General features: G+C 67.1%; 19 protein-coding genes. 10 read left to right on the top strand and 9 right to left on the bottom strand.

The features are described from left to right. Positions 1-150: 150 nt before the first annotated feature. The 3 genes from SM577_RS19575 to SM577_RS19565 are packed head-to-tail and all read left to right on the top strand — an operon-like array spanning position 151 to position 6,275. Positions 151-3,567: a hypothetical protein gene (locus tag SM577_RS19575; protein WP_474587629.1), complete on the top strand. Its 3,417-nt coding sequence runs from the start codon at positions 151-153 to the stop codon at positions 3,565-3,567. A 57-nt stretch (positions 3,568-3,624) separates the two neighbouring features. Then, positions 3,625-5,460, top strand: a complete 1,836-nt coding sequence (locus SM577_RS19570) for a hypothetical protein (RefSeq protein WP_474587628.1) — start codon at positions 3,625-3,627, stop codon at positions 5,458-5,460. Further along, entirely contained in the window at positions 5,436-6,275 is an 840-nt protein-coding gene (locus tag SM577_RS19565) for a hypothetical protein (RefSeq protein WP_474587627.1), read from the top strand. The genes SM577_RS19570 and SM577_RS19565 overlap by 25 nt, the downstream gene beginning before the upstream one ends. Positions 6,276-7,810: 1,535 nt before the next feature. Here SM577_RS19565 and SM577_RS19560 read toward each other — a convergent pair. After that, positions 7,811-8,407: a hypothetical protein gene (locus SM577_RS19560; protein ID WP_474587626.1), complete on the bottom strand. Its 597-nt coding sequence runs from the start codon at positions 8,405-8,407 to the stop codon at positions 7,811-7,813. A gap of 27 nt (positions 8,408-8,434) precedes the next feature. Between SM577_RS19560 and SM577_RS19555 the strand changes: the two genes are divergently transcribed. From SM577_RS19555 to SM577_RS19535, 5 genes are all read left to right on the top strand, one after another. Further along, complete coding sequence (locus SM577_RS19555; protein ID WP_474587625.1) at positions 8,435-8,674, top strand: hypothetical protein; 240 nt, start codon at positions 8,435-8,437, stop codon at positions 8,672-8,674. Positions 8,675-8,835: 161 nt separating this feature from the next. Further along, positions 8,836-9,105, top strand: a complete 270-nt coding sequence (locus SM577_RS19550) for a helix-turn-helix domain-containing protein (protein WP_474587624.1) — start codon at positions 8,836-8,838, stop codon at positions 9,103-9,105. 1,278 nt (positions 9,106-10,383) lie between these two features. After that, complete coding sequence (locus SM577_RS19545) at positions 10,384-12,336, top strand: ATP-dependent nuclease (RefSeq protein WP_474587623.1); 1,953 nt, start codon at positions 10,384-10,386, stop codon at positions 12,334-12,336. Next, positions 12,333-13,982, top strand: coding sequence for a UvrD-helicase domain-containing protein (locus tag SM577_RS19540; protein ID WP_474587622.1), 1,650 nt, complete (start codon positions 12,333-12,335; stop codon positions 13,980-13,982). The genes SM577_RS19545 and SM577_RS19540 overlap by 4 nt, the downstream gene beginning before the upstream one ends. A gap of 706 nt (positions 13,983-14,688) precedes the next feature. Continuing rightward, positions 14,689-15,657 (top strand): hypothetical protein, encoded by a 969-nt coding sequence (locus SM577_RS19535; RefSeq protein WP_474587621.1) that lies wholly within the window; start codon positions 14,689-14,691, stop codon positions 15,655-15,657. A 268-nt stretch (positions 15,658-15,925) separates the two neighbouring features. Here SM577_RS19535 and SM577_RS19530 read toward each other — a convergent pair whose 3' ends face one another. From SM577_RS19530 to SM577_RS19515, 4 genes are all read right to left on the bottom strand, one after another. Then, on the bottom strand, positions 15,926-16,366 hold the full coding sequence (locus SM577_RS19530; protein WP_474587620.1) for a very short patch repair endonuclease: 441 nt from the start codon (positions 16,364-16,366) through the stop codon (positions 15,926-15,928). A gap of 75 nt (positions 16,367-16,441) precedes the next feature. Beyond that, a complete protein-coding gene (locus SM577_RS19525; RefSeq protein WP_474587619.1) occupies positions 16,442-17,155 on the bottom strand; it encodes a GIY-YIG nuclease family protein in 714 nt (237 codons plus the stop codon). Positions 17,156-17,213: 58 nt separating this feature from the next. Then, entirely contained in the window at positions 17,214-18,392 is a 1,179-nt protein-coding gene (locus SM577_RS19520) for a DNA cytosine methyltransferase (protein WP_474587618.1), read from the bottom strand. Between the two features lie 148 nt (positions 18,393-18,540). Next, positions 18,541-19,521 (bottom strand): DUF4928 family protein, encoded by a 981-nt coding sequence (locus tag SM577_RS19515; protein WP_474587617.1) that lies wholly within the window; start codon positions 19,519-19,521, stop codon positions 18,541-18,543. Between the two features lie 456 nt (positions 19,522-19,977). Between SM577_RS19515 and SM577_RS19510 the strand changes: the two genes are divergently transcribed. Both SM577_RS19510 and SM577_RS19505 read left to right on the top strand, forming a co-directional pair. Next, positions 19,978-20,838, top strand: a complete 861-nt coding sequence (locus SM577_RS19510; protein ID WP_474587616.1) for a restriction endonuclease — start codon at positions 19,978-19,980, stop codon at positions 20,836-20,838. Between the two features lie 36 nt (positions 20,839-20,874). Beyond that, the gene (locus SM577_RS19505; protein ID WP_474587615.1) at positions 20,875-21,381 is read left to right on the top strand and encodes a restriction endonuclease; all 507 of its coding nucleotides are present in this window, start codon (positions 20,875-20,877) and stop codon (positions 21,379-21,381) included. Between the two features lie 29 nt (positions 21,382-21,410). On the opposite strand, the gene SM577_RS19500 is transcribed toward SM577_RS19505, so the two are convergent. The 4 genes from SM577_RS19500 to SM577_RS19485 form a co-directional block, all read right to left on the bottom strand. Beyond that, the gene (locus tag SM577_RS19500; RefSeq protein ID WP_474587614.1) at positions 21,411-21,704 is read right to left on the bottom strand and encodes a hypothetical protein; all 294 of its coding nucleotides are present in this window, start codon (positions 21,702-21,704) and stop codon (positions 21,411-21,413) included. Positions 21,705-21,898: 194 nt separating this feature from the next. Continuing rightward, positions 21,899-22,135, bottom strand: coding sequence for a hypothetical protein (locus tag SM577_RS19495; protein ID WP_474587613.1), 237 nt, complete (start codon positions 22,133-22,135; stop codon positions 21,899-21,901). A 465-nt stretch (positions 22,136-22,600) separates the two neighbouring features. Then, positions 22,601-23,896 carry an AcrVA2 family anti-CRISPR protein gene (locus SM577_RS19490; protein WP_474587612.1) on the bottom strand — a complete coding sequence of 432 codons (1,296 nt, stop codon included), beginning with the start codon at positions 23,894-23,896 and terminating at the stop codon, positions 22,601-22,603. Next, the gene (locus SM577_RS19485; RefSeq protein ID WP_474587611.1) at positions 23,893-24,570 is read right to left on the bottom strand and encodes a GGDEF domain-containing protein; all 678 of its coding nucleotides are present in this window, start codon (positions 24,568-24,570) and stop codon (positions 23,893-23,895) included. The genes SM577_RS19490 and SM577_RS19485 overlap by 4 nt, the downstream gene beginning before the upstream one ends. Positions 24,571-24,578 lie beyond the last annotated feature (8 nt).

Here is a 24,578-nt window from a genome sequence, read left to right as displayed (position 1 = left end):
CCCAACCAATGACCGCCGCGCGAGCCCCTGGGTGGGCGGACGCGGCCCGGCGCCGCGCGCCGCCACCTGCAGGAGCCCAGCTTGACGGTCTCACCCGCTCCGATCTCGGGCGCCGTACCCGCCCCGGTTCCGGCTGCCGGACCCGCCGCGGTGCCTGCTGCGACGGCGGCGCAGCGGTACGACGCGCTGCTCGGCAGCCTCGCCCGCCGCGTCATCGACATCGCCACCGGCACGCTCATCCCGACCGGGACCCGGCTGCCCGACCCGCCCGCGCAGCAGCGGCTGTGGCTCGGCATGCTCGCCAGCACTCCGAAGCTCATTGCCGAGGCCGCCAACGGCTACACGTACGGGGAGCGGCTCGTCCCGCCCGCGCAGGGCTTCACGTTCCGGGTGCCGGCGCTGCCGGTCACGCTCGAGTTCACGGTGTCCGCGGCCGCGTACGTCGCGCTGCACCCGACCCTGGAGGAGCAGAAGGCGGCGGTAACCGCCGCCTCCGACCCGGCCGCCGGCGCCGCTGCCCCGGCGGCGGGGTCGGCCGGGGCCCCGACGGCCGGCCGCGGGCGTCCGCTGGCTGCAGTGTGGACGAAGGTCGCGATCGACCCCGTCACCGTCACCATGCCCCTTGCCGCCGGCACCACCGGCACGGTACGGGCCGGAGAGGACGAGCTCGCCGCCGCGCTGCGGTCCGCGGTCCGGCCGCCAGCCGGCTCGGAACTGCACCGGCCGCGACGCCTTTCCCCCGCACCCGGCGGCAGCCTGCCGCGCCCGGACGACATGCTGGATGCGACCACGTGGGCCGGATACTGCGCGGCGAACCTCCTCGACGCCGACGACGTGCCGCCGCCGGAGTTCCGCGCCGCCATCGAGCTCGACATCACCCCCGGCGACGGGTACGTCGAGATCCTCGCCGCGGTCGTCAACCTCACCCCGGCCCCGGACCAGCAGACCGTCGACGGCACGCACGCCTACCAGGCGAGCTACCTGAACACGCATCTGTACGAGGTGCAGCTGACCTGCGACACGGACGCGCCGCTCGTGCCATATCAGCTCGAACAGGTGCAGCAGTCCTACAGGTACGACCGGACCGTCCCCGCGCTCGGGCACGCCTGCCCCGTCGACGTCACCCGCACCGGCGGCCGCACCCGGCTGGCGACTCTGTACGCCGCCGAGCAGGCCACCACTCGGGTCCACCCGCGCCGGCGAGTCACGCTCCCGGACGGGACCCTGTCCACCCTCGACACGTCGTTCACGGCCCTGATCGCCGACCCGGTTGCAGCGGTGAGCGCGCTCGTCGACGCGCACCGCGCCTGGGCCGAGGGCGAATGGAGCACGGCCGCGCTCGACGTCCGCGCCGCGGCCCGCGGGTGGGACACCACAGCCCGCGCCGACGCCGACGCCGACGCCCAGGCCGCTCGTGACGAGGTCGCCTGGGTCGCCGCCGGGCTGAAGCTGCTGCGGACCGACCCGCAGGTCCGGGACGCGTTCGTGCTCGCGAACCGGGCCGTCGCGGCTGCCGCGAACGGCAGTTACGACGCGTGGTTCCCGTTCCAGATCGCGTGGCTGGTTGGCTGCCTTCCCGGCATGGTCGACCCGACCGGGCACCCGGACGTCGAGATCGTCTGGTTCGCCACCGGCGGCGGGAAGTCCGAGGCGTACCTGGGCCTGATGCTCACCACCCTGTTCTACGGGCGGCTCACCGGCGTCACCGCCGGCGCGCAGGTGTGGGCCCGGTTCCCGCTGCGGCTGCTCGCGCTGCAGCAAACCGAACGGTTCACCGCGATGGTGCTGCACGCCGAGCTGCTACGCCGCGACCACCCGCACATCGCCGCCGGTGACCCGTTCGGCATCGGGTACTTCGTCGGCGGCACCAACACCCCGAACCGGCTGCAAGCGCCGGACCCGACCAACCCGTACTACCGCGGCCAGGACCCGCACTCCGCCACAACCGCCGAGACGTGCCGGATCCTCGCCGACTGCCCGCTGTGCCGGCAGCCGCTCGAGGTCGCCTTCGACGAGCTGTCCTGGACAATGCAGCACCGCTGCCGCAACGCCGCCTGCCGGATGACCGGCGTGCTGCCGGTGTGGGGCATCGACGACGAGATATACCGGCACGCACCGGCGGTGCTGGTCGGCACCGTCGACAAGCTCGCCCAGCTCGGCCAGTCCCGCGAGTTCCAGGTACTGCTCGGTCGCGCGCACTCCCGCTGCCCGCGGCACGGCTACACCGGCAACCCGACGTGGTGCGCAGTGTTCGGATGCAAGCAGAGCCGGCAGCCGATCCCAGCCGGGTTCGGGCACGTCCGGCTCGAGATCGCCGACGAGCTACACCTGCTCGATGAATCCCTTGGCGCGCTCGACGGCATGTACGAGACGCTGCTGCAGGCCATCAGCGAGGACCTCGGCAACCCGCCTATGCAGATCGTCGGCGCGACCGCAACCATCGAGGGCTACAAGAACCAGGTGCAGCACCTATACCGCCGCGACGCGCGCCGGTTCCCGGTCAACGGGCCCGACGTCGGGGAGACGTTCTGGTCCACCACAGCCGCCGACGAGCCGCAGCGCCGCTACCTCGGAGTCCGGCCCCGGTCGATCACGATGGTCACCGCGACCCGCGAGGTCGCGCTCACCCACGCCGCCTGGCTCGCCGAACTGCTCACCGACCCGGCCACCGTGCTCGCCGAAGCCGGCCTCGACGCGACCGACCCTCTGCTGGTCGACGAGGCCCGCGCCGCCGGCCGCGACCTGTACGAGGTGTTCATCGCGTACTGCCTGCGCAACGAGGACCTGACCAGCTTCACCCGCGACCCGGAGGTCCGGGCGCTGCTGGGCAGCCAGCCGAACCTGGCCGTCATCAACGGCGACGCCGAACCGGCCGCGATCCGGCGCGCCGTCGCCCGGCTGACGAACCCGCCGGCCGCCGCCGACGACCGGGTCACGATAATCGCCGCGACCAAGGCGATCGGGCACGGCTTCGACGTCGGCCGGCTCGGCGTCATGACGGTGATGGGCACCCCCACCTCCGCCGCGGAGATCATCCAAGCGTCCGCCCGGGTCGGGCGCCGCTGGCCCGGCCTGGTCGTCAATGTGATCAATCCGACCCGAGACCGGGACCTGTCGGTGTTCCGGTACTACGCCGACTGGATCCGGTTCCTCGACCGGCTGGTGCACAAGGTCCCGGTCAACCGGGAGTCACTGCCGGTGCTGCGCCGGGTCCTGTCCGGCGGGCTGATGGCGTGGCTGCTGCAGGTTCACGACCGCGACTGGCTCACCGGCGCCCCCCGCCGCAAGACCCTCGCCGACTCGACCGCCTTCGCGGCCGCAGTCACGGCCGGGTTCGTCGACCGCGCCCTGCTCATCGGCAACCTCTCCCGCGGGTTCGGGATCCACCCGAGCAGCGTGTACCACCAGCTGCACCGGAACGCGGTTGCGGCGTGGGTCGACGACCGGCTTGCCGGGCTGCCGATGCAGGCCGAGCCCGGCAAACGGCTTCCGGACCTGCTCACCCCGCCGGTGCCGCGGTCGCTGCGCGACGTCGAGGAACCCATCACCATCTATGCCGACCTGTAACCAGCGCCGGCCCGCCCTCCCCGTTCTGCCCGGCCCTGCTTCAAGGAGACGCCCCCGATGGCGATCGAGACGCTCAACCGGACCAACATCCAGGCGCTGTGGCGGTACATGCCCGGGCAGCCGTACAACTTCGGCACGAAGGCCGCCGTCGTCGGGGAACCGCCGCGGCAGACCAGCCCGCTCGGCATCCCGGAGGCGTGGGTAGAGGCGCAGCTGCGCCGCCTGATCCGCCCGTTCGCCGAGGCCGCGTCGAACATCCCGAACAGCGGCCCGGAGCTCGACATCATCGACCGGCGCAAGTATGAGCTGGTCCGCGCCGACGACCTGCGCGCCGCCCGGTTCCCGAACACGTACCTGTGCAGCGACTGCGGCGTGTTCCGGACCGTCCGCGCCGGCGAGCGGGTCCCGGACTGCGCCACGCACGGGCCGATGGAGCAGTTCACGTTCGTCGAGATCCACGAGTGCGGGCACCTCGGCGAGCTGCGGCCGCCGCATTGCGCGAACAGCTGCCGGGCCGCGATGCGGCTGTTCAACACTAAGTCGTTCAACATCGGCCGCTGGTACTGGTCCTGCTCCCGGTGCGGCACCCGCTCCGACCGGCCGGTCCCCCGCTGGTGCGAATGCCGGGGCGGCAAGGTCACCGTCACCCGGGTTCCGCAGACCTCCGCGTACTACCCGCAGCAGATCACGGTGATCAACCCGCCGACGCGGGACACGTACGCCGCGCTCGCGCACGAGCACACCCACGCCGCCGCGCTCGCCCAGGCACTCGCCATTCTGCCGCCAGGCATAGACGGGCTGCGGACCGCGGCCGGCGGGTCCGACGACGCGGTCGCCCAGTTCGAGGCGCTCGCCGCGACCCTGGGGTGGAAGCCGGGGAATCCGCTGTACGACGCCGGCCTGGCCGACGCGCAGGCCAAGGCCGGCAGCGGGCCGGCGTGGCGCGACGACGTCGACGCGCTCGGGCTGGAGCCGGAACGGCTGGACCTGCTCGGCGAGGAATGCCTGCAGCTGTCGCTGGCCCGGTCGGCAAACGCGATGAGCGTCGAGGACCTGCTCGGCGAAGCCGCCGGCGGGCCGCTCGCCGCGGCGTACGGCACGTACCGGCCGCTGTTCGACCGGTACCGGCTGGCGGACGTGACGCTGCTGCGGCAGCTGCCGATCGCGTACCTCGTCGCCGGGTACACCCGGGTCTCGCCACGGGCGAGCACGGTGAACCGACGCGGCGACACCGTCACCACCCGGTTCAGGTTCTTTCCCGGCACCCGCAACGGGAAATTCCCCATGTACGGGGTGCGGACCGAAACCGAAGGGCTGCTGTTCCGGATCGACCCGCTGCGGATCGTGACCTGGCTGGTCGACTCCGGCGTCGTCGACGACCCCGGCATCACCGATGCGGCCGCCGCGCAACGCTGGCTGTTCACCGTGTGCGACCCGGTCGTCGACCTGTTCGCCGGGCCGGAGAACCGGATCACCCACGCCGTGCTCGGCCTGACGCACTCGTTTGCGCACCGCGCGATGAAGGCGCTCGCGGCCCGGTGCGGGCTGAACGTCGACTCCCTCGCCGAGTTCCTGTTCCCGAGCAACGGCGCGTTCCTCATCTACGCCAACACTCGCAGCGAGTTCATTCTCGGTGGGTTGGAGCACGTGTTCCGGTTCGACCTGCCGGACGCGCTGACCGAGTTGGCCGCGGAGTCCCGGTGCGTGTTCGACCCGCCGTGCCGAGGCGCGTTCGGCGGGGCGTGCGCGGCGTGCCTTTACGTGTCGGAGGTGGCGTGCGCCCGTTTCAACACGGTCCTGGACCGGAATCTGCTGTTCGGGTCGCTCCCACCGGCCGGCGGCGCGGTGCCCAGCCCGGAGGAGATCACGTGGCGCGCGTTCTGGACGCTCTGACCCCGCTGACTGGGCTGCTTACACAGGCGGGCGACCCGGTGGGGGCCGCGCACCGCCTGGCCGCCTCCGCTGCGGCGGGCGCGGCGGGCTGCACGCTGGTCGCGCAGCTGCAGGCCGCGGTCGCCGACTCCGGCCTGGCCCGGGTGGTGCTGCAGCACGCCGGCGTGCTCGACCCGGCCGGGGCGGTCACGGCGGACGCCGCGGTGCGGCTGGCACAGGCTGCTGTTCTCGCCGAGGCGCACGCGGCGGACACCGACCGCTGGGAGCTGGTGCTGACCGTGCCGGGATTCCTGCGTCTGGCGCTGCACGAGCTGGTCGCGGTGCATGGCGACGCCGCCCGCCCGGTCGAGACGACCCGGGCGGTGCTGGAGGTCGCCGGGCGTGCGGACCGACGGCTGCTGATTGGGGCGCCGTTCCTGCACGGGGAGTTCGTCGGGCTGCTCGCTCCACACGTGCAGCGGGTGCTGGCCGGCGGCGGGCAGGTGGTCGTCGTAACCCGGGCGCTGTCGGTGGCGGCACCGGGACGCTCGAGCGCGAACGTCGCCGCGGTGACCGTGCTGCGGGACGCGGCGGCCGCAGCGGGCGGGACACTCACAGTCCGGTCGTGGGAGGAGTCCGGCCTCGGCATCCATTTCAAGGTCGTCATCGCGTACGGGCACGCGGCCTATCTCGGGTCGGCGAACCCGACCCTGGCCGGGTCGGCCGGGCACGCGGAAGCAGGGGTGCTGCTGCACGGCCCGCGGCTGATGCCGCTCGAGCGGTGGCTGGACGCGGTGTGTGACGAGCTCGCCCGGCGACGGCTGCCGCAAGCGTGACTCCCCGCCACCAGGATGCGCCCTGCAGGGGGCACGACGGCGTGTGGCCGTGGGACAACGGTTTCCCAGGCTGCAGGAGTCGACCTCACTATCGACAGTCAGCACTATGCTGTAGCCACCGCCAACATTGAACTCCACATCGAACGCCGCATCTTCCTCCTCTCGCTCGTCCCCGTCGAGCAGGTCTTCGGTGTCGCCGAGCCGATCGGCTCCGAGACCGTCCTTTCCGTGAAGGCGTACCGCGCCCAGAACACTGGATCATGCAATGACTCGCGCAGGGCTGAGGGGGAAGAGGCCTGCGCCGTCGAGCTGCTGACAGACCGCTGACCGGCATACTGCGCCGACCGGTGGTGTTGCGCCGACCCGGGCTCGGCGACCGGGACGCTGCAGGTCTACACCGGCAGCGTCATTGATACCGCCGACAGAGGCTGATCACTGAGCGCAAGTACCTAGAGAACTCACACCAGTTGAATACGCGAGGCTGCCAGTCAACCACAGCGAGCTTCACCGGATGAAGCATTCGCCGTCGCACGTGTCCCATCCGGCCTGAAGTGGCACCGTCCGGCGTGAGTGGCACCGGGCTGGCACCCGTCCGGCTTCAGGTGGCACCATCGTTAGCTTTGAGCGCCAGGTTGATGTCGCCGGCGGGCTCGCGTGGGGCGCTACTGGTAGCGGCAGCAGCAATCGTTCGGCAGTGGATGTCGCCTATGCCTTCCTCGCCGAGATCGATGCCCGGCAGCCGGATGCGCTCACTAGCCTGTTCTTGCGCGGGTCACTTTGCTGGGGAGAGTTCTTTGCCGGCAGCGACGTGGACTTCGTCGGCCTGTGGGCACACCAGCCCCATCACACCGCCCTTGCCGAGGCCCATTACGCGTCTCGGAGATCGAAGAAGTCGGCGTCGAGGCGTTCGGAAACCACGAGCCGTCCATCCCGTGGGTCGTACTCGGCGTTGCACGCCTACACCACCTGCTTGCTAAAGACCAGTTGAGCTCCAAGAGCGGTGCCGGCTGCTACATCATCGAGGAGCTGGACCTACGATGGCGCCGGCTCGGCCTCGATGCCCTGCGCATCCGTGAGACCCCGCAGATGCCACCGCCAACGACGACACCACCGAGCGTGGCCAAGAAACATACGAGTTCCTACGCTGGGCGATCGACGACGGGATGCACCATTAGTCCGTCGACGGTGGTCTCGGGGACAACAGCTACGATGCGTGACGCGTCCCTACGGCGGCTGGCCCGCCCGCGGGAACTCACGTCGGGCGGATACGCACCCCTGCCAATTCGCCCCGACGCCGGTGGTAGCCGACGCGCTCGGCTACCACCAGAACAGGACCGCCCGCCAGGTCACCAACGCAGGCGGCACGTGGAGCCGCTACGCACTCAAGTGAGCCGGGCCGGATAGAGGCCTGGGTCTCGGGTCAACTCCCGGCGGTAGCGGTGCGCCCGGCTGTTGAGCGAGCCCGGCACGCACTCTGCCGGCAGGGGGATGGACCATGTTTACTTCTCGCCGGCCTACCGGAGCGGCTCGCTGACCTAATCCGCCTCGACGCCGCCTGACAACCCGTCCACGGCGCCCGGCTCGCTGCAGAGTTCTTTGTCCGCTTTCCGCAGCACCTTGTCCTTGATGTTGTTCAGCCCGGGTACGACCCTTTCGTCCAGCAGCTTCTTGGCATGGGGAGCCGCCTTGTAGATTCCATAGGCCGAACCCGCCAGAACGGCAAGGCCAGCGGCTGCGACACCAGCCTTTTTCCCGCTGGATGTCGTATTCGCGGCATTGTCGATGACGGTATCCGCATCGACGCCGATATCGTTGGCAACCGTCTTGGCCACTCGCTTCGCCGCCCTCGCCGCGGAGACCGCCTCCTGGGCCTTGCGCTTGAGGTCGTCGGTGACGTGCAGTTCGTCGACGATCGCGTCGTCCCAAGTTATGGTCGTCCAGTCCCGGTTGTACCAGCTATAGCCGCCGGGACCGCGGTGATAGTCTTTCTCGAACGCGTATTTCGCCCCCTTTTCGGTCACCCCGTAGGCGCCCGGAGCACCCTCCAGGTAGCCCAGTTCCTTCAGGATCACGTTCATTACCTGGCTGGTCACTCCATAGAGCTGTCCCAGTACACTGGCGGATTTACTCACGTTCGAAGATGTTACCGACAGCACTCAATGCGGGCGACAGACAGCCGACAGAGCTCGGGCCTGGCGCACGGCGCGGTGATGGCCAGCCGCCTGGTGGAGGCCTTCTACGAACGGTCGAAGGTGGCGCTCGGTCTCCCGGTCCAGCGACTCACGACGGCGATCAGCCGGGCGGTGCCGCTACCCGACGAAGCCGTCACCGCCGCCGCGATGGATCTCGGCGTCGTCGCGATGGAGGCGATGGGCGCGTACGCGGCAGACAGCTTGTAGCGGCCGAAGGCGGTGCCACACGGTCCTGAGCAGGGCGCTGATCTCCAGGGCCAAACGGCCGGTCGCCAGTCCCTCGTCTTTGAACGTTGATCGTGTAATCCGTCGGTTCTGTGGACGGATCGGGCAGGCTGTCTCCCGACGTTCATGGGAGGTGGTGGCCGGTGGGCAGACGGCCGGAGGTGTTCGTCCGGCAGGTGTCGATGGGCGAGGGTCAGCGGTTGCAGCGGATCACCCGGACCGCGAAAGACCCAGTGAAGCTGCGCCGGGCAATCGTGGTGCTGATGTCCGCCCAGGGTCAGCCGGCCCCGGACATCGCCCACCTGTTGAAGGTGACCGAGGACTACGTGCGAAACGTGATCCACGCGTTCAACGAGCGGGGGTTTACCGCGTTGGACCCAATAATGGAGCGGGGGCGCGCCGAGACGGATTGATGGGCAGACCCGTGACTGGATTTGTGTCGTCGCCCGGTGTGACCCCGTCTCCTCGGCCGGCCGTTCTCCTGCTGGTCACTGGCCAAGCTGCGCGACTACGTGATCGAGGCCGGCTACGTGAGCGCCATCAGCGTGGAGACGATCCGGCGGACCCTGCACGAACGCGGGGTGTCGCGGCAGGCCACCAAGACGGAAGAGACGAACTGCGGATAGCCTACGTGGGCATCCTCGTCGGGTCGGCGCAGGTTGCTTCGGTGCGGACATGGCCCGTGGCGCTCGACTGTTCGAAGATCAGGGCCTTCTGCAGCCCGACGCAAGCTACGAGACTGCCCAAAACATCAGTGAGTTGATGCGGACGGGCGCTACGACGAACCAGGAGGCCGTAAGAGACGCAACAAACTTCGCCGCCCGGAGCTTTGACCTGCTGAAGCGACGACGTCAGTGCAGAGAATGAAGAGGGCTGCCGGCGCGCCGCAGGGCCAGGGTGGAAGGGCACCATTCAGGGCTGTGCCGTCGCGCATAGTGTTGATTATTGGTACACCGGCGTCCGGCTCAGGTCATGCTCTTCAACTACATCCGCCTGCCAACTCCGCCCCGACTCGACCGCCCAGCTCCGGAAGGTGTCGGCGCTGGCCGCTGCGCACAGGCCAGGTCGTGTAGGTTTCCGGGCGTCGCATCCGAGGTCCAGATCGGTAGTCCGTCGGGGCGCATCCCAGCCTCGATGTTCGCGCCGAAGTCTTCCGGAGTACCAGGCGTCGATTGTGTCGCCCTTGACGCTGATGGCGGTCTCGGCGGCGGTCGGTGTCGAGCAGCTGGCCCGTCCAGGATCACGTGCGACCAGCCGTCGGCCGCGACCCGCGTCAACGCCTCGTGCAGGGTCGGTGTCTGCGCCGCCAGGACTCGCATGGCCTCGGCCATGTACCGGTAGGCGGTCGCGCGCGACACCCCGAACCCGGCCCGAGAGTGGTTTGACCTCGACCTTGCGAACCACACCAACACCAGTAGCGCCTGGTAGAAGCACGTCCCGGGTCTCTGATCGGATGCCCCCACCGCACGGCGCTCGGCGCGGAGCAGCCGCGCCACGTGCTGCACGAGTCCCTGGGCACGTCGAGCCTGGCAGAATAGGTGACCAGGTGGAGCCCTCTCGAAGACTGATTCCGTCGCAAAACCTGTCTATCGATGGCTCCACGTCGACATCCAGCACTGTCCGCTATAGACGCTACGCCCGTATTATTCCCAGTTGGCGATCGAGCCTTGCTGAGACCCCTTCATTGATGCATGGTGGGGGATGTGCGACTCAGGCGGTTGAGAGTGAGCGGCTTCCGGTGCGTAGGTCCAATTCCGGTCGAGCTGACCCTGGAGGATTCGACGTTTCTGCTCGGACCGAACGGTGCAGGCAAGACCGCATTCCTGCACGCGTTGGCTCGCCTGTTCGGCACAGAGACTGATCTACGCCGCTTCAGTCGTAGCGACTTCCACGTCTCAGTGGGCGAGGGGCCCGAAACCGCCACTGAACGGAGCCTATGGCTGGAAGCCGATTTCGACTTCCCAGAACTTGGCGATAACGATGCGTCTCCATCCGTAGCATCCACGACCGTTCCGCCGCACTTCGCACACATGCGTATGAATGATCGGAGCCGGCATCCAAGGGTACGGTTTCGACTGAACGCGCATCTCGACCAGAATGGCGACATTACTGAAGATCTCGTCTACGTGCTCGAGGTTGACGGCAACGACGAGCCCATACGCACAGCCGCGGTTAATCGGTACGACCGCGGCACGATCCAAGTTCACTACCTTCCGGCGCGGCGCGACCCAGCCGACCATGTCTCCTACGCGGCCAACTCCCTACTCGGGCGGCTGTTGCGCGCTTCGGACTGGCGAGCGGAGCGCGCCACCGTCAACGATTTGGGGAAGACTATCAGCGACGCTTTAGCCGCCAACGCCGCAATCGCGCGGGTGGTTGAAGACCTCGCCGCACAGTGGCGTTCCCTCCACACCGGGTCATTCCTGAACAACCCAGGCCTGTCATTCACCCACAGCGAGATCGAGGGGATCCTGCGATACGTCACGCTGCAGTTCGCTCCGGGCCCTGGGCAGCAGCTAGTCGACTTCTCCCTGCTCAGCGACGGGCAGCAGTCCTTGCTTTATGTCGCGTTGGTCATGACTGCGCATAGCATCGGGCGATCATGTCTGGATGGTGCGACGGAGGCCTTTGACATCGACGTGCTGCGGCCACCCGTGTTCACCATGCTTGCCATGGAGGAGCCGGAGAACAGCCTGTCCCCTCACTATCTTGGACGGGTAATCACCGCGTTGACGGAGATGGCTCGCGGTCAGGACGCCCAGGTCGTGGTCGCGACGCATTCGGCCTCGTTGATGCGCCGCGTGGAGCCGCAGCAGGTGCGCTATCTCCGCCTAGACGCCCAGCGGAATACCTCCGTCGCGACCGTTACTGTGCCTCCGTCCTCCACAGAGGAGTACAAGTTCATCCGAGAGGCGCTGCACGCCTACCCGGAGCTGTACTTCGCCCGGCTGGTCGTGCTAGGCGAGGGCGACAGCGAAGAGATCGTGATCCCTCGGTGCCTACGCGCTACGGGTCTGGAAGCCGACGCGATGTCGATCTCTGTGGCCCCGCTGGGCGGCCGTCACGTCAACCACTTCTGGCGGCTGCTCAACCAACTAGGCATCCCGCATGTCACGCTGCTGGATCTCGACCTCGGCCGCTATCAGGGTGGTTGGGGGCGCATCAAGTACGCAGCAAACCAGCTGTTGACGTTCAGGGAGCCCAGCACCCTTGACTTTGTCGAGGAGGACATCAATGACCTTCATAAAAGCCCTTCCGACGTGCGGGGCAAGTCCGGTCGCGAGTGGATCGAACGACTGGAAAAGCACGGGGTGTTCTTCTCTGACCCGATGGATTTGGATTTCGCCATGTTGCAGTGCCTTCCGGACGCGTACAGCGTTAACCAAGACGAGAAAAGGCAGCCTGAGGAGAAACTTGTCGCGGCGGTATTGGGAGAGAAGGGGTCTGCCGCCGCCTACAAGGATGATGAGAAGCAGCTGTTCCACGCCTACGGTGAACGTTTCAAGGGAAGCGGCAGTAAACCGGTTGCACACCTCTCCGCGATGTCAAAACTGGAGGACTCTGACCTACGGGCGTCGATGCCCACGCCGATCAGTCGTTTGGTGGAACTGGTCGGCTCCATGTTGAAGGAGCTTCCCGAGTGATTCCTCCCGAGCAATGGCAGCCGGCAGCGGACATGTCACTTGAGCCAAATGCCCTCATTGCCGCGACTAGTATCGGTGGCAATCTCGTCGTCACCGCAGGACCCGGGGCTGGTAAGACGGAGCTGCTGGCGCAGCGAGCAGACTTCCTCCTTCGCACCGGCCGCTGCCGCTACCCCCGACGCATCCTGGCGATATCGTTCAAAGTGGACGCGGCCAAGAATCTCGCGGACCGTGTCCGGCGCCGCTGCCCTCCGCAACTGGCCGCACGCCTCGACAGCTACACCTTCCACGCATTTGCCAAGCGTCTCATTGACACGTTCCGCCCGGTGCTCACAGGGATCCATGCGCTCGACCCGGACTACACAATCGGTGCCGACTACATCCCGCCCCAGCAGATTGACTTCCGATCCATGGCACCGCTCGCGACGACCATCCTGGAGAACAGTCCCGTCGCTCGGTCCGCGCTGAGACGCACCTACGGCTTCGTCTTCCTCGACGAATTTCAGGATTGCACCTCCAACCAGTATGCCCTGGTGCGAGCCGCGTTTCGCGACACCGACGTCATTTTGGTCGCGGTTGGCGACGTCAAGCAACGAATCATGGGTTGGGCCGGCGCGCTGGAGGGAGTTCTGGCTCGGTTCGCCGAGGACTTTGAAGCCCAGCATCTGATTCTGTACCTGAACTTCCGCTCCCGGCCGCGGCTGCGACGCATGCAGAACGCGATGATCAGGGTAATGGAACCTGATGACGCCGTCGACGACACTGAGATTTTAGGCGACGACGGGGTGGTCGAAGTCCTGCGCTACCACGACAGCACCGAGGAGGCCCGAGACCTGGCCGAGAGGATCCACACCTGGATCACGGTCGACAACGTGCCAGCAGAGCAAATTGCGGTGCTGGTCTCGAAACAAGTGGGGCCCTACACCGAGGCCTTAAGGTCCGAACTGCGCGCCCGCCAGGTTGCGTTTCGGGAGGAGAACGACCTCCAGGACCTCGCCGCCGAGCCCGCCGCCGCACTGATTGTCGACTATCTCACTGTCGTAACCGAGGACGGCCAACCTGATGCCTACGCCCGGCTGATGGACGTGGCAACTGGGTGGCGCGGCGAGGACGAGGAGCACTCACAGCGCGCCTACTCAGCACTCCGAAAGTTCATCGACGAGGCACGAGTCGCCCACCGAAGTAAATCGCACCGCTCACTCCGCGGCCTGGTGGACCCGTTTCTCCGCCATCTCGGCGACGACGTGCTGGTCAGCCTCTCGCCCCAGTATCAACAAGGCACCCGGCTTCGCAACGTCATCAACGAAGTATTCACCCGGATGGCGCAGATCTTCCAGCAGACCTCCGACGTGACCCAGACGTTGCGCGAATTCGCTGGCAGCAACGCCGTCAAGCTCATGACCATCCACAAGGCTAAGGGCTTGGAGTTCGACCACGTCATCGTGCTCGGGGTCGAACGCGAAATGTTCTGGGGAGACGCTCAGCAGGAACGCTCCGCATACTTTGTCGCCATTTCTAGAGCAAGAAAGCACTTGTGCCTCACCGTGGCCGCAACCCGCCCGGCTCCATCCGGCACGCCAGCCGCGCGTTGGGATGCCGTGCGGAAACCTCATGCAGAGTTCCTGACGTACGCAGAAACGACGTAACCCAGCGCTGCAACCGAGGCGCTCCGCCCGCTGGACCCAACCCAAACCGGCTGCCAGGGGACTGCTTGGCAGACCATGAGGGGTGCGCTAGCAGATCCAGCCACGATCAGGGCGATATCCGCACCCGCCAAAGTTATCCACGGTGATCGGCTCCTGCGCGCCGACGCTGCCGGGCAGTGCCGCGAGCAGGAAGCTGGGCGGCCCGGGTCCGCCGTGGAGTGCTCAGCCACCCGGGGGCGGCGGGCAGGCTCGCCGAGACCCCGTCGAGCCTGAGTAGACTGCCTGATTGGCCGAAAAACTACTCGCGGTCGAGGCCCCGTGCGCCTTCGCCCGGTCCGCCTGCTGTGACGGCTGGGCCCCACGGCCACACGCTGCGTAGCACCTCGGCAAGCGCTCGCAAAATGCTGGGGCGTTCACGAGGCGATGTGCCGCGAAGGCAGATCGCTACCAGGCAGCACAAGCCGACCATGACTCCCACCGTGCACACTGCCGCTACTTCCCCGCCCGACACTTTGATCTCCTTCACGGTGCGGTCCGTCGATGCCCTGCGCCTGCTTGTGGCGGGCCTGTCGTATCGATTACGCCTCGCCGGAAATTCCCAGCCGTAGCCAAGTTCGCGGGGTTGTAACGTGGGCTGGTGCCTCGTGGACCAGTTGGTGGCGCTACCGCAGCTCTGATCGAGGCGTTGGCACTGCGCGGTGTGCGCGTGTCCGCGTATCAAATCGAACGGTGGCGTGCTAGCGGCGACCTGCCACGGCCGGTCCGGCATGGCCTGGGCCGCGGGCGCGGGGTGGTGTCCGAGGAGCCGGACGAGCAGACGGTCCAGATGGCGGTCGTGCTGGCGGGAGCATCCCGACGTGGATCGCGCCGGGCGGGTACCCATGCGATCGAACGACTCGGAATCGGCCGGGCAGTTGACGAGCGTGAGGTGCGTGCAGCGTTCAAGGCTGTGCTGGATGATCTAGCGCGGCTCACCGGTGCGGACTTCGGCGACACCGACGAGGGGTGGCAAGCGCGCGATGTCATTGCGGGCCGCGCGGCGCGCGAAGCACAGCCGGTGGGTTGGCAGGATCTCGTCGCCGCCATTGACGGGCAGGAGCCCCGTCCGCGTCCACCGCGGGAAAGTCAGCGAGCAGCCGCTGCCGGTGCCATGCATGCCGTTAGCCGCGGCGACGAGGCACCGGCCGACGACCTCATCGAGATGTTCGGCCTTATCGGCGATCTGGACGAGGGACAGCGCGAGGAGATGCGACGGATCCAGCGCGACGCGGAGCTGCGTGGCGAAGACCCCTTCGGCCTTGTGGCGGAGGCCATCTCGCTCAGGAACCTGCGCCGGGTCGCCACGAACGCGAGCATCGACATGCTGCGTCGCGCCACCCAGGTCGTTTACATGATCGGCACGTACCAAAGCATCGTCGTGATGGTGGGAGTGCTGGACATCGCAGGATCGCGAAGCGACCTCGGGCGCCTCAACCGCTTCGACAGCAAGATGGTGCGTACACTGCAGGCCGACCCCATGTGGCCGCAAGCCAGCACGGTGATCCTCAGCCCCCGGCCTCGGCCTCGGATGCGACAGCTCGTCCTCACCGCCCTGGGAATCCTCATCGCCGGGACCCTGCCGGCGTGGGAGGCCTACCGCGACCGGCTGCTAGAGCTGGTCCATCACGAGCACTAACCAAGGCTTCACGCTCTACCGACCGCGAGGTCTCACGATCACGTGACGGACACCTGGATGCGCTGTGGCGCTAACGACCCGGCCGCCATTGCGACGCACGATCACAGACAGACCGGGTTGCGTCTGTACGAGATCAGGCCGTACCGGCACCGCCCCCTTCACGGCCAGCCGCGGGACCGGCGCGCGAAGGGCCGCGAATGAAGGTGCACGCGGCTTGACGGCGGCCGGTCGCAGCCGGAAAGAGCGCTGGAAGGCCTGCCATTGATGCTCATGCTTCAGGCGCAGTGAATCCTCGGCGGGCCCGCACCGACTCGGCGATCCGGCGCGCCGCCGCATCTAGGTCCTCGTGCTCCCACACGACGATCAGCAGCCAACCGGCATCCTCGAGGGCCTGGCGGGTCCGTCGGTCGCGGTCCATGTTTCTGGTGAGCTTCTCGCGCCAGTATTTGTTGTTTGCCGTCGGCTGTCGGTGATGCTGGGGACAGCCGTGCCAGAAGCAGCCGTAGACCTCGACGGCGACGCGGGCTGAGCGGAAGACGATGTCGATCTTGCGGCGCAGGTTCGGAAGCGGTTGGGCGCAGACGCGGTAGCGAAGGCCTTTGGCGTGCAGCGCGCGGCGCAGCGCCAATTCTGGGGCGGTGTCGCGGCTGCGGTTGCCCTGCATGGCGCGCCGAGTCGCCGGGCTGGAGGCCCACGACTGTTCTGGCATGTCGTTCACCCTAGTCAGGACGGTCTTGAATGCCGTCCGGTGCTCGCCGCGCCCAAGGGCCGTCGTCTCGGTCCGCTACCCGTCCGTGTCGAAGAGGTCGGGGGTGTCGTCGTGCTCGAACAACACGCTGCCGACGAGACCGGTGACGTCGATGGCAGAGGGGTCGGGCGTAGGTCGTCCTTCGGCGTAGGCAAGCCGGACGGCGGCGATGTAGGCCAGCCGGACGCCTTGGATGACCAGCACCCGTCGCAGACCGTCGGAGACCTCACCTCGCTCATGGGCGACCGCAGCGAGCCGGGAGATCGTCTCGGCGCGGCGGGCGATACGGATATCCGGATGCCCCCTCTCACGGCGGGTGGCGTCGCTGATGAGCGGGAACCGGCCGGAGGCGGGCAGGTCGACGGTCGGTGAGACTGGCGGGATCTTCTCGTTGAGGATGGCCTTGAAGCGGCTCTCCCGGATCGCTTTCAGGTACGCGGTGTACTCGACCGCGTTGAGCTTCTGCTGAGCTGCCGCGTAGTCCGGGTGTCGTTTACCCGCAACCTCTTCGAACTCCCACAGCGGCCACAGTTCCACCTCAGCGACCTCGAAGACGTCGAGAATGCGCATGGCCACCGCGTCAGTGCGCTGGTTGGTCAGGTGCCGTCGTACCCGCACGCGCAACCGCTCGTTGGTCTGGCCGACGTAGATGGGCTCACCGTCGTAGTCGTAGAACGCGTAGCAGCCCCAGCGGGCGTCTGCCCACTGCCGGCCATGCTCGTCCCGTGCGTTGAGCGCCGCGTCCAGCATTCCCCGGAAGTCCCGGACCGCCGGGGCCGGCAGCGAGTTGCGGGCCGGCCGAGGAATGCTAGGCACCCACCACCGCCAGACGCGGCGACTCAGAGCAGTGCAGCTCGCCGCGCACGAGCGGCATCAGGTACTCGCGGCCGAGCCACGCCACCACCGGCACGCACACCGCGTCGCCGAAGCCGAACAGGGCCTGATTCGTGCGCAGCCCGTCGAGGCGGTAGTCGGCGGCGCCCATCAGCTTGGCGTACTCCCGCGGGGTCATCCACCGCACCCGAACCTTGCCCTGCCCAGCCTCGACGACGGCCTGCTTCGATGACCCACCTCGCGCTGTGCGCAAGCAGCCGGAGATGTCGTCGGGACGAATCTCCCAGGTCGGCTTCCCGCCGCGGGTGCGCCGGTACGCGGTCCGACGGGAGATCCCGCGACCCTTGCGCAGGGTCTCCAGTCGCTCGGTCTGGATGGGTGACAGGGAGCTAACGAAGGCTGCCTTGCGCTGCTCATCCCACCAGAGGTCGCTCCCGGGCGGCACCTTGTCGGCGAGCCCAGTCAAGCCGGTGGTCATCGGCGGCGGAGGTGCCGGCAGCAAGGCGCGGTGAGTGCGCAAGCTCGGATCGCCGAATGGCCCTTGCAGCCAGTCCGGCCGCAGCTCGCTGTTGGGCACGGGCTCGTCGGCTGGGGGCTCGAGCGCGCCGACGAGGAACAGCCGTGGGCGTGACTGCGGCACGAACCGACGGGCGTCGAGTGTGAGGACATCCACCGAGTAATCGAGATCGTTGAGGGCGCGGATTGCAGCGGCCAGGTCCTCCCCGCCGTGACTGGTCGCCAAGCCCACTACGTTCTCCAAGGCCACGACGGGCGGCCGTCGGTCGCCCATCTCCCTCAGCACTCGCACGAAATGCCAGAATGTTCCCGATTCGCTTCCGGCGAGGCCCCGTCGCGCCCCGGCCAGCGATAAGTCGGTGCAGGGGAACGAGGCCCAGGCCAGGCTCAGCCCGTCGGCCATCTGCGGGCCTTTGACGTCTGCGATGTCACCGCGCTTGTAGTCGTGCGCGCCTTCGGGGTCGTTGAAATGGCGGACGTACATCTCCTTCTTGTCCGGTTCGATGTCGTTCGACCAGATGACCTTGAAGCCGGCGTCCTCCAGACCTAGGCGGACGAGGCCTATGCCAGCGAAGAACTCCGCAGCGGTGGGCTTGGCAGTGCTGGCATCGGAAGGGATCAACGCTAGCTGGGTCACGGGCCTAACATTACAAACCTTACGTTGATCCACCAGCCAGCGGGCTGCGGCGGGTCGCGCCGCATCGTCCACGACCCGTCGGCGCTAGACCACTTGGCGCAGTGAAGATCAGGGCCGACGCCGGCCGCGCTGATCCGCCCCGCGACGGCTACAGGTTCTCGGGCAGCTCGATCAAAAGAGATGGGTCGCTTTCCGCCCCTGCGACACGCTGGTTGTAGGTCTTCAGCAGCAGCCGCAGGCCAAACCGAATGTCCTCCTCCCGGAAGCCGGCCATCTCTTCGACGTTGGTGCCCACGAAGTCCTCCACAGACTGCACAGCCACGTAGTCGCCCAGTCGCGCCAGGTCAGCCAGCTGCGTGGCGGCGGCGAGCCTGCTCTCGGGCACGAGCACTCGGGACCGGAATCCAGCTTTGCGGTTCGACATGCACCGGCCCTCGAACAGGGGTTGGCCCGGGCTCATCGTCACGTGAAACACCGTGTCGCCTACCAGGAAGTCGCCGGGGCGAGAGGTCTGGACATCGGCGGTTGTGTAGCTGTCGTTGCTGATCTCCAGCTTAGGGAACCGCAGCGCGAGCTTTGCGCCCACGAGGTGCTGCGCCACCGCGCCCGCGGTGTTGCCGCCTCGCTCCTGCGCCGACTTCAGTAGCGCGGAGACGACCAGCTTCATCGGCGTCGTCGGCGAGAACTCCGCCTTGATCCGCTGCTTACCGAAGTACTCAACCTTGATTTGGTCGACGAACCAAGCCTGCAGCGTTCGCGCGACGGCGGCTAGCTCGTCGGGAGGCAGCCGGCGGAGGTCGTCCGAACGGGGGTGTTTATCCAGCAGTTCGACGATCTCGACGGCGACTTCCTTGGTCATGCGGGACGTGCGCCCGCCCTCTTTCAGGAAGTCCCGATCCTCGCCGTGCCGGCTCAAGATGTTCTTCGCGGCTGCCCCGCTGGCCCCCTTGACCTGCGAGTCGGCCAGGTAGTCGGATCGTTGCAGAGGGTATTTGGCCCCGAGGTATTCCGTCACGTACAGGCCGGCGCAGAATACGTTGGCGTTGATGGTCCCCTTCTTGCCGCGCTTGGTCTCCCGCCAGTCCTCGAGCGAAGCGATCAGGCCCTCCACGACCGGCTTCGCGCTCACCTGAGCCGAGTCCATGATGCCCCCCAAGTGCCAGCAACTTGAGCATCTTACGAAGGGCGAGAGATTGCCGGGGCCCGGATTCTCGGCCATACTCGCTGCCAGGTGCCACCCCACTTGCCAGCTGCAACCCCGAGCACGGCGGCGGCAACGGACCGGTTCAGCTTCTCAGCGATGCACTACGACGCCATCGAGCAACATGGCACCCCAGTCGGCGACGTTTTGACGCGCTGCCGACGTTGTCGGGCGGCCACCGCTGGCCTTCCGAAAGCCCCCGCGCCAGCTGGCGGGGGTGCTCGCGCGTCAGGCATGTTTGGCGCACGATGACATCTCGGAGGTGGTACCCGCCTATGCCCACGAGTTGGTCGCGCATGATCCGCGCAATTCGAATCTCCGCCGCCGCGATGTGGTAAGGCGTGACCGATGACCTCGAGTAATCCCAGGTACTACACTTCGGCCATGCGGGCCCTGCTCATCACCACTTTGACTGAGGTCGACAGCGATGAGCTACGGCACGTCGTGGACATCGCAGCTCGGGAGGACGTTCAACTCGTCCCGACCGGCGCTCTAGGTGCGGGTGCCTACCTGGCGGGAAGCATCGAGCCGGAGACCCGTGCGGCGATCGCTATTCTCCCCCAACGCTCCGCCGCGCACCCAGGATGGTCAGCGCTGATGGTCGAGATTGGCGTCTGCCTCGGGATGGCGATCCCTCTGCTGTTAATCGTCGATCCGAGCGACAAGCTGCCGCCGGCGCTCGCGCCAGTGCGGCACGTGCGGGCCAGCCTGGATGACCTGGACTCGTTGCGTCTCCACATCAGGATGTTCATACGCGGTGCCCGGCAGTTTCCTTCGGGAGCGGGAAACCGCACGACGCGGCCAAACGCCACGGTGGCGACGCACGTCGAAACATTCGACTCGTGGAGCTACTTTGGCCACAAACTTCAGTCAGAAGTCGCGGCTCTACTTGGCAGATCCGGGGCGTTGCTCGGCACTACAGCAGGTGGTGATCGCCCCGGAGTTGATCTGGCGTTTGCAGTTGAGGACCGCGGCACCCCCGCGACCGTCGTCGTGGAGGTGAAGTCCATCAGGGACCGCACGGCAGCGACATCGGCTATCCAGCAGCTCTCCCGGCACATCGAGGAAACCGGGGCTGACCTTGGCCTTCTCGTCACTGACGAGTCCCCTGCATCGGCCATTGCACGCCAGGCCCCTGCCAACGTCCTCGTTTACTCGCTCAAGGATCTAAGCGAGGCGCTGCGAACAATCGGGCTTGAGCGGCTACTGCGCGAAGCGCGCAACCGCGTCGTCCACGGGGCGTGAGGCGTGGATCCGCGATCGATCAAGAGACTGCTCCGGGTGGCGGCCGAAGCGCCACATAGCCAGGCTAAAGGCAAGGCGTACGAGGATCTGATTACCTACCTGTTCGAATCGGTGCCCGGCTGCATCGTCGACCGCGACATCACTAATGTGTTCGGAACCGAGCAGATCGACCTGGCAGTCGGCAACATACACGAAGCCGGTGGGTTGCGCCTGCTTCCCCAAATCTTCCTGGTGGAGTGCAAGAACTGGGATGATCCCGTCGACAGCCAGGCGGTTGGCTACTTCTTCAACATCCTTGCGAGTCGATCGCTCGACTTGGGTGTCCTCATCGCCGCGAACGGCGTCACCGGCGACTTGATAAAAGGGCACCATGCCCATGCGCTCGGGTTGGGCGCGGCCCCCCGCGGGATCAAGATGATTGTGATAACAACCGACGATCTTGCCCGCGTTGAGAAACTGTCCGACTTCATTGAACTATTCCATCGCCGGTACCTTCGGGCCTGCGCAACTGGGCAACTCGGGGCTCCGGGACCCGACGAGTAGTGGTCCTGCCTGTCTCCGGGCTGGATCAGTCACATGTACTGTGCGTATCTCGTCGCGATGTCCTCGTCCAGGTCGCAGAACCGCAGGATCTGCTTGACCTGATCAGCGGTCCGCAAGGTGATGGGGAGACGGCCGTCGAGCTGTGACTGATTCCAGTTCATCTTGCTCAAGGCGAGAACCTCTGTGGCCAACTCGCGGGCGCTGACGGTGAGCCGGGCCGGGCGCAGGCCGACGGGGCGGGGCACGTACAGCCCGGGGTAGGTGGAGTAGAAGTCGACGCTGCCCTTGGTGTAGATCAGGTGCTCCGACACCGACAGGGTCATGAACGTTCCCCGAAAGGGGGTGCGGCGCCAGGGCGGAAGAGCAGGGCGTCCTCACTGTTGGTGATCCAGACTAGATCGAGGGCGTGCAGGTCGCGGTCGTCGGCAGCTGCGGTGAACCCGTCGACCTCGTCAGTGTTGAAGCGTGACGACTTGTGGATTGTCACTCGGACGGGAAGAGTTCGGTGCTCCCGCTTTTAGACGGCCAGGGCGTTGAGCAGCAGGTTCTTGGCGTCGGTCGTGAGCAGGTGTGGTTGTTTGTCTTCGCGGCTGACGTGCGCGGTTCCGCCGCGGACGATGACGTCGTCTCCCCGTTCGTTGAAGATGTGCGCGACAGCGGTGTCGAGGGCGTCCCTGGAGGCCGCCCGGTAGAAGGAGACTCCGACGTAGCAGGTTTGCAGTTCGGTTGACGTGCGGCGAAGGCGCCAGGGCACGCCGCCTGCTTTGTAGTAGAGCGCGACATGCAGATTCCACGCGCGGGTCGCTTCATCCTGGCGGCTACGTCGGGCTAGTGGAGCTCCAATTGCTGCGGGCCGCGGAAGATGCGATCAAGCCGGTCGCAAGTGGAGTGCCAAACGACGGATCCGAGCCGAAGCACGTCGTGAAGGCCCGCCCAGGGCCACAGGCAATGCCATGCCAACCAAGGGCGGGAGCGCCGTGCTCCCAATCTGCTCCCAATTTAAGGGGCAACAGCGGAGAAGCCCGTTACCGGTGATTCCGGTGACGGGCTTCCTACCTGCCTATATTTATGGTGGGCGATACTGGGATCGAACCAGTGACCTCTTCGGTGCGAAGAAGGAGGTCGCCCAGCATCATTGGGGAGCTACCGACCCGAAAAAGCCCCTGCTGTCGGTCATGGCAGGGGGGCCAAGCCCCTGCCACGACCTGGTCACGGCAGGCTAGTCCTGCTCCTCAGGCTTCGGCTTGTGGTTGCTGAGCATGCGCACTGTGGTGCTGAGTTTGATCGGCGCCTCCTCTGGGCCTCTGAGGAAGGGGCTGATGTAGACGGGACGGCGTAGTGTTCGGCCCGGCCCGTATGGTTGGTTGCGCCAGTGGCCAGACACCCAGAACCGGTTGGTCTGGGAGCGTCCTGAGTCGCCAGGCGCCGATCGGGCACTCGGCGGTGTGGTGCCGCGGTTGGCGCGGATGCGCACGATCCGGACTTCTGGTGCCGGGCGGTTAGTGCGGGCGTAGGTCTTGCGTACGCCTTTGTCGAGGTTTGCTGTCGTGATTTCGGCGGCTTGTTGTGCGATCAGGAGCCATGTTGCGACCAGCGGCGCGGCTGGGTGGTCGCCGGGCAGCGGGTGCTGTTCGTGGATCTGGCCGGAGCTCATGGGGGTAAGCCAACCTAGCTGTTCGCGTAGTCGTTGGAGCGGTTTGCCGTCCAGTCCCCCGCCGATTGTGCGGTAGTTGATGAGTTGCCAGCCGTCGCTGTTGGTGGTCCAGGATGCGGCGGTGATCTGTCGGCGTGTTACCGGCCGTGACCACACGAGCAGTCCATCTGTGGAAGGTATGAGGTCACGGCTGATGGTGGCGCCAGGAAACTTCTGGGTGGCGTACTCGGCCAGGTCGGTGAATTCGCCGTCGATCCAGTACAAGGCTGATCGGTCCAGGCCGTCGGCAATCTGTCGACGTCGGTCGGTGGAGGCCCACGCGAAGGGGAGGTCGTCGCCAGCGCGGTAGAAGCGGGTGAGCCGGTCGCGCACCTTTGGCAGGTCGCGGGCGGTGATGGCGGTGACCGGCCAGGCGGTCGTCGTGATGAGCGTTCGTCCCGGGACCCGGGCGTTCAGGAACGCGCTGTGCAGTTGTTGGATGCGCTTTCGTGCCTCGGGATGGTTGCCTCGGCCGAGTGCCTGCACGGCTCGGTCGACAACCTTGTCGTTTCTGCCGTCGTCGATGTGCATCTGGCACGTCGCGCACGCCGCCCATGCGTGGCCGAAGTTCTGCACCAGTCCCCCGGCGGCGCCGATCGCGACGGCGGCGATGTCGCCACCGACGAGCGTCCACGTCGGGTATGGATCCCCGCAGAAGTCGCAGGTTCGCTGGACGGTGTCAAGCTGGCTGACCGGGACCGGCACTGGTTCGTGTCCGTCTGTGGCGAGTTGGATCGGGTGCAGGTAGGTGGGTGGTGTACCGAGGGTGTTCAGTGGGGAGAGACAGATCTGGCAGGCCATCTCCTCAGGCGCGGCCATCATGCCGTCACCTCGTCGGTGAACTGCTGGCGGTCGCGGAGGCGGCGTCCTCGACGACGCCCGGCGGCGGACATCCCCATGCCCCGCTCGTAGACGGCGTGGCGGTTCCGGCCGTTGTGCTTAGCGTGATACATCGCGATGTCGGCGCGGCGTAGGGCCACCTCTTCGAACGGGTCGGTGGTTTCGGCGAGCGCCAGGCCGACGCTGGCGGTGACGGTGACCGCGACGGGTTTGCCGTCCGCGGTAAGTTCGACGGGCTCGGAGATCAGGCTGACGAGGGTGTCGCCGATGCGGGCCAGATCGTCGGTACGGGCGGGCAGCAGTGCCGCGAACTCGTCGCCGGAGAGCCGCGCGGCGAATCCGCCGTGGAGTGCGGCGACGTCAGCGATACGGTCGCCGATCTCGGTCAGGACGTCGTCGCCCCGGTTGTGGCCGTGTGTGTCGTTGACCGGTTTGAAGTCGTCGAGGTCGATCAGGACGACGATGATGGGGCCAGCGGTGTCGGCGCCGGTCAGGGTGGCGTGTGCGGCGAGCAGGCCGGTGCGGTTGAGCATGCCGGTGACCGGGTCGTGCTGCAGCTGCCAGGTGACGTCGTCGAGTTGGTTGCGGAGTTGGTGGATGAATGGCCACATGGTGAGGCCGCCGAGGGTGAACGCCGCCAACTCGGTGGCGATCATGATCAGTG

It is taken from the genome of Micromonospora desertarenae (assembly GCF_056150265.1).
This window is presented reverse-complemented; position numbering and strand designations above follow the sequence as displayed.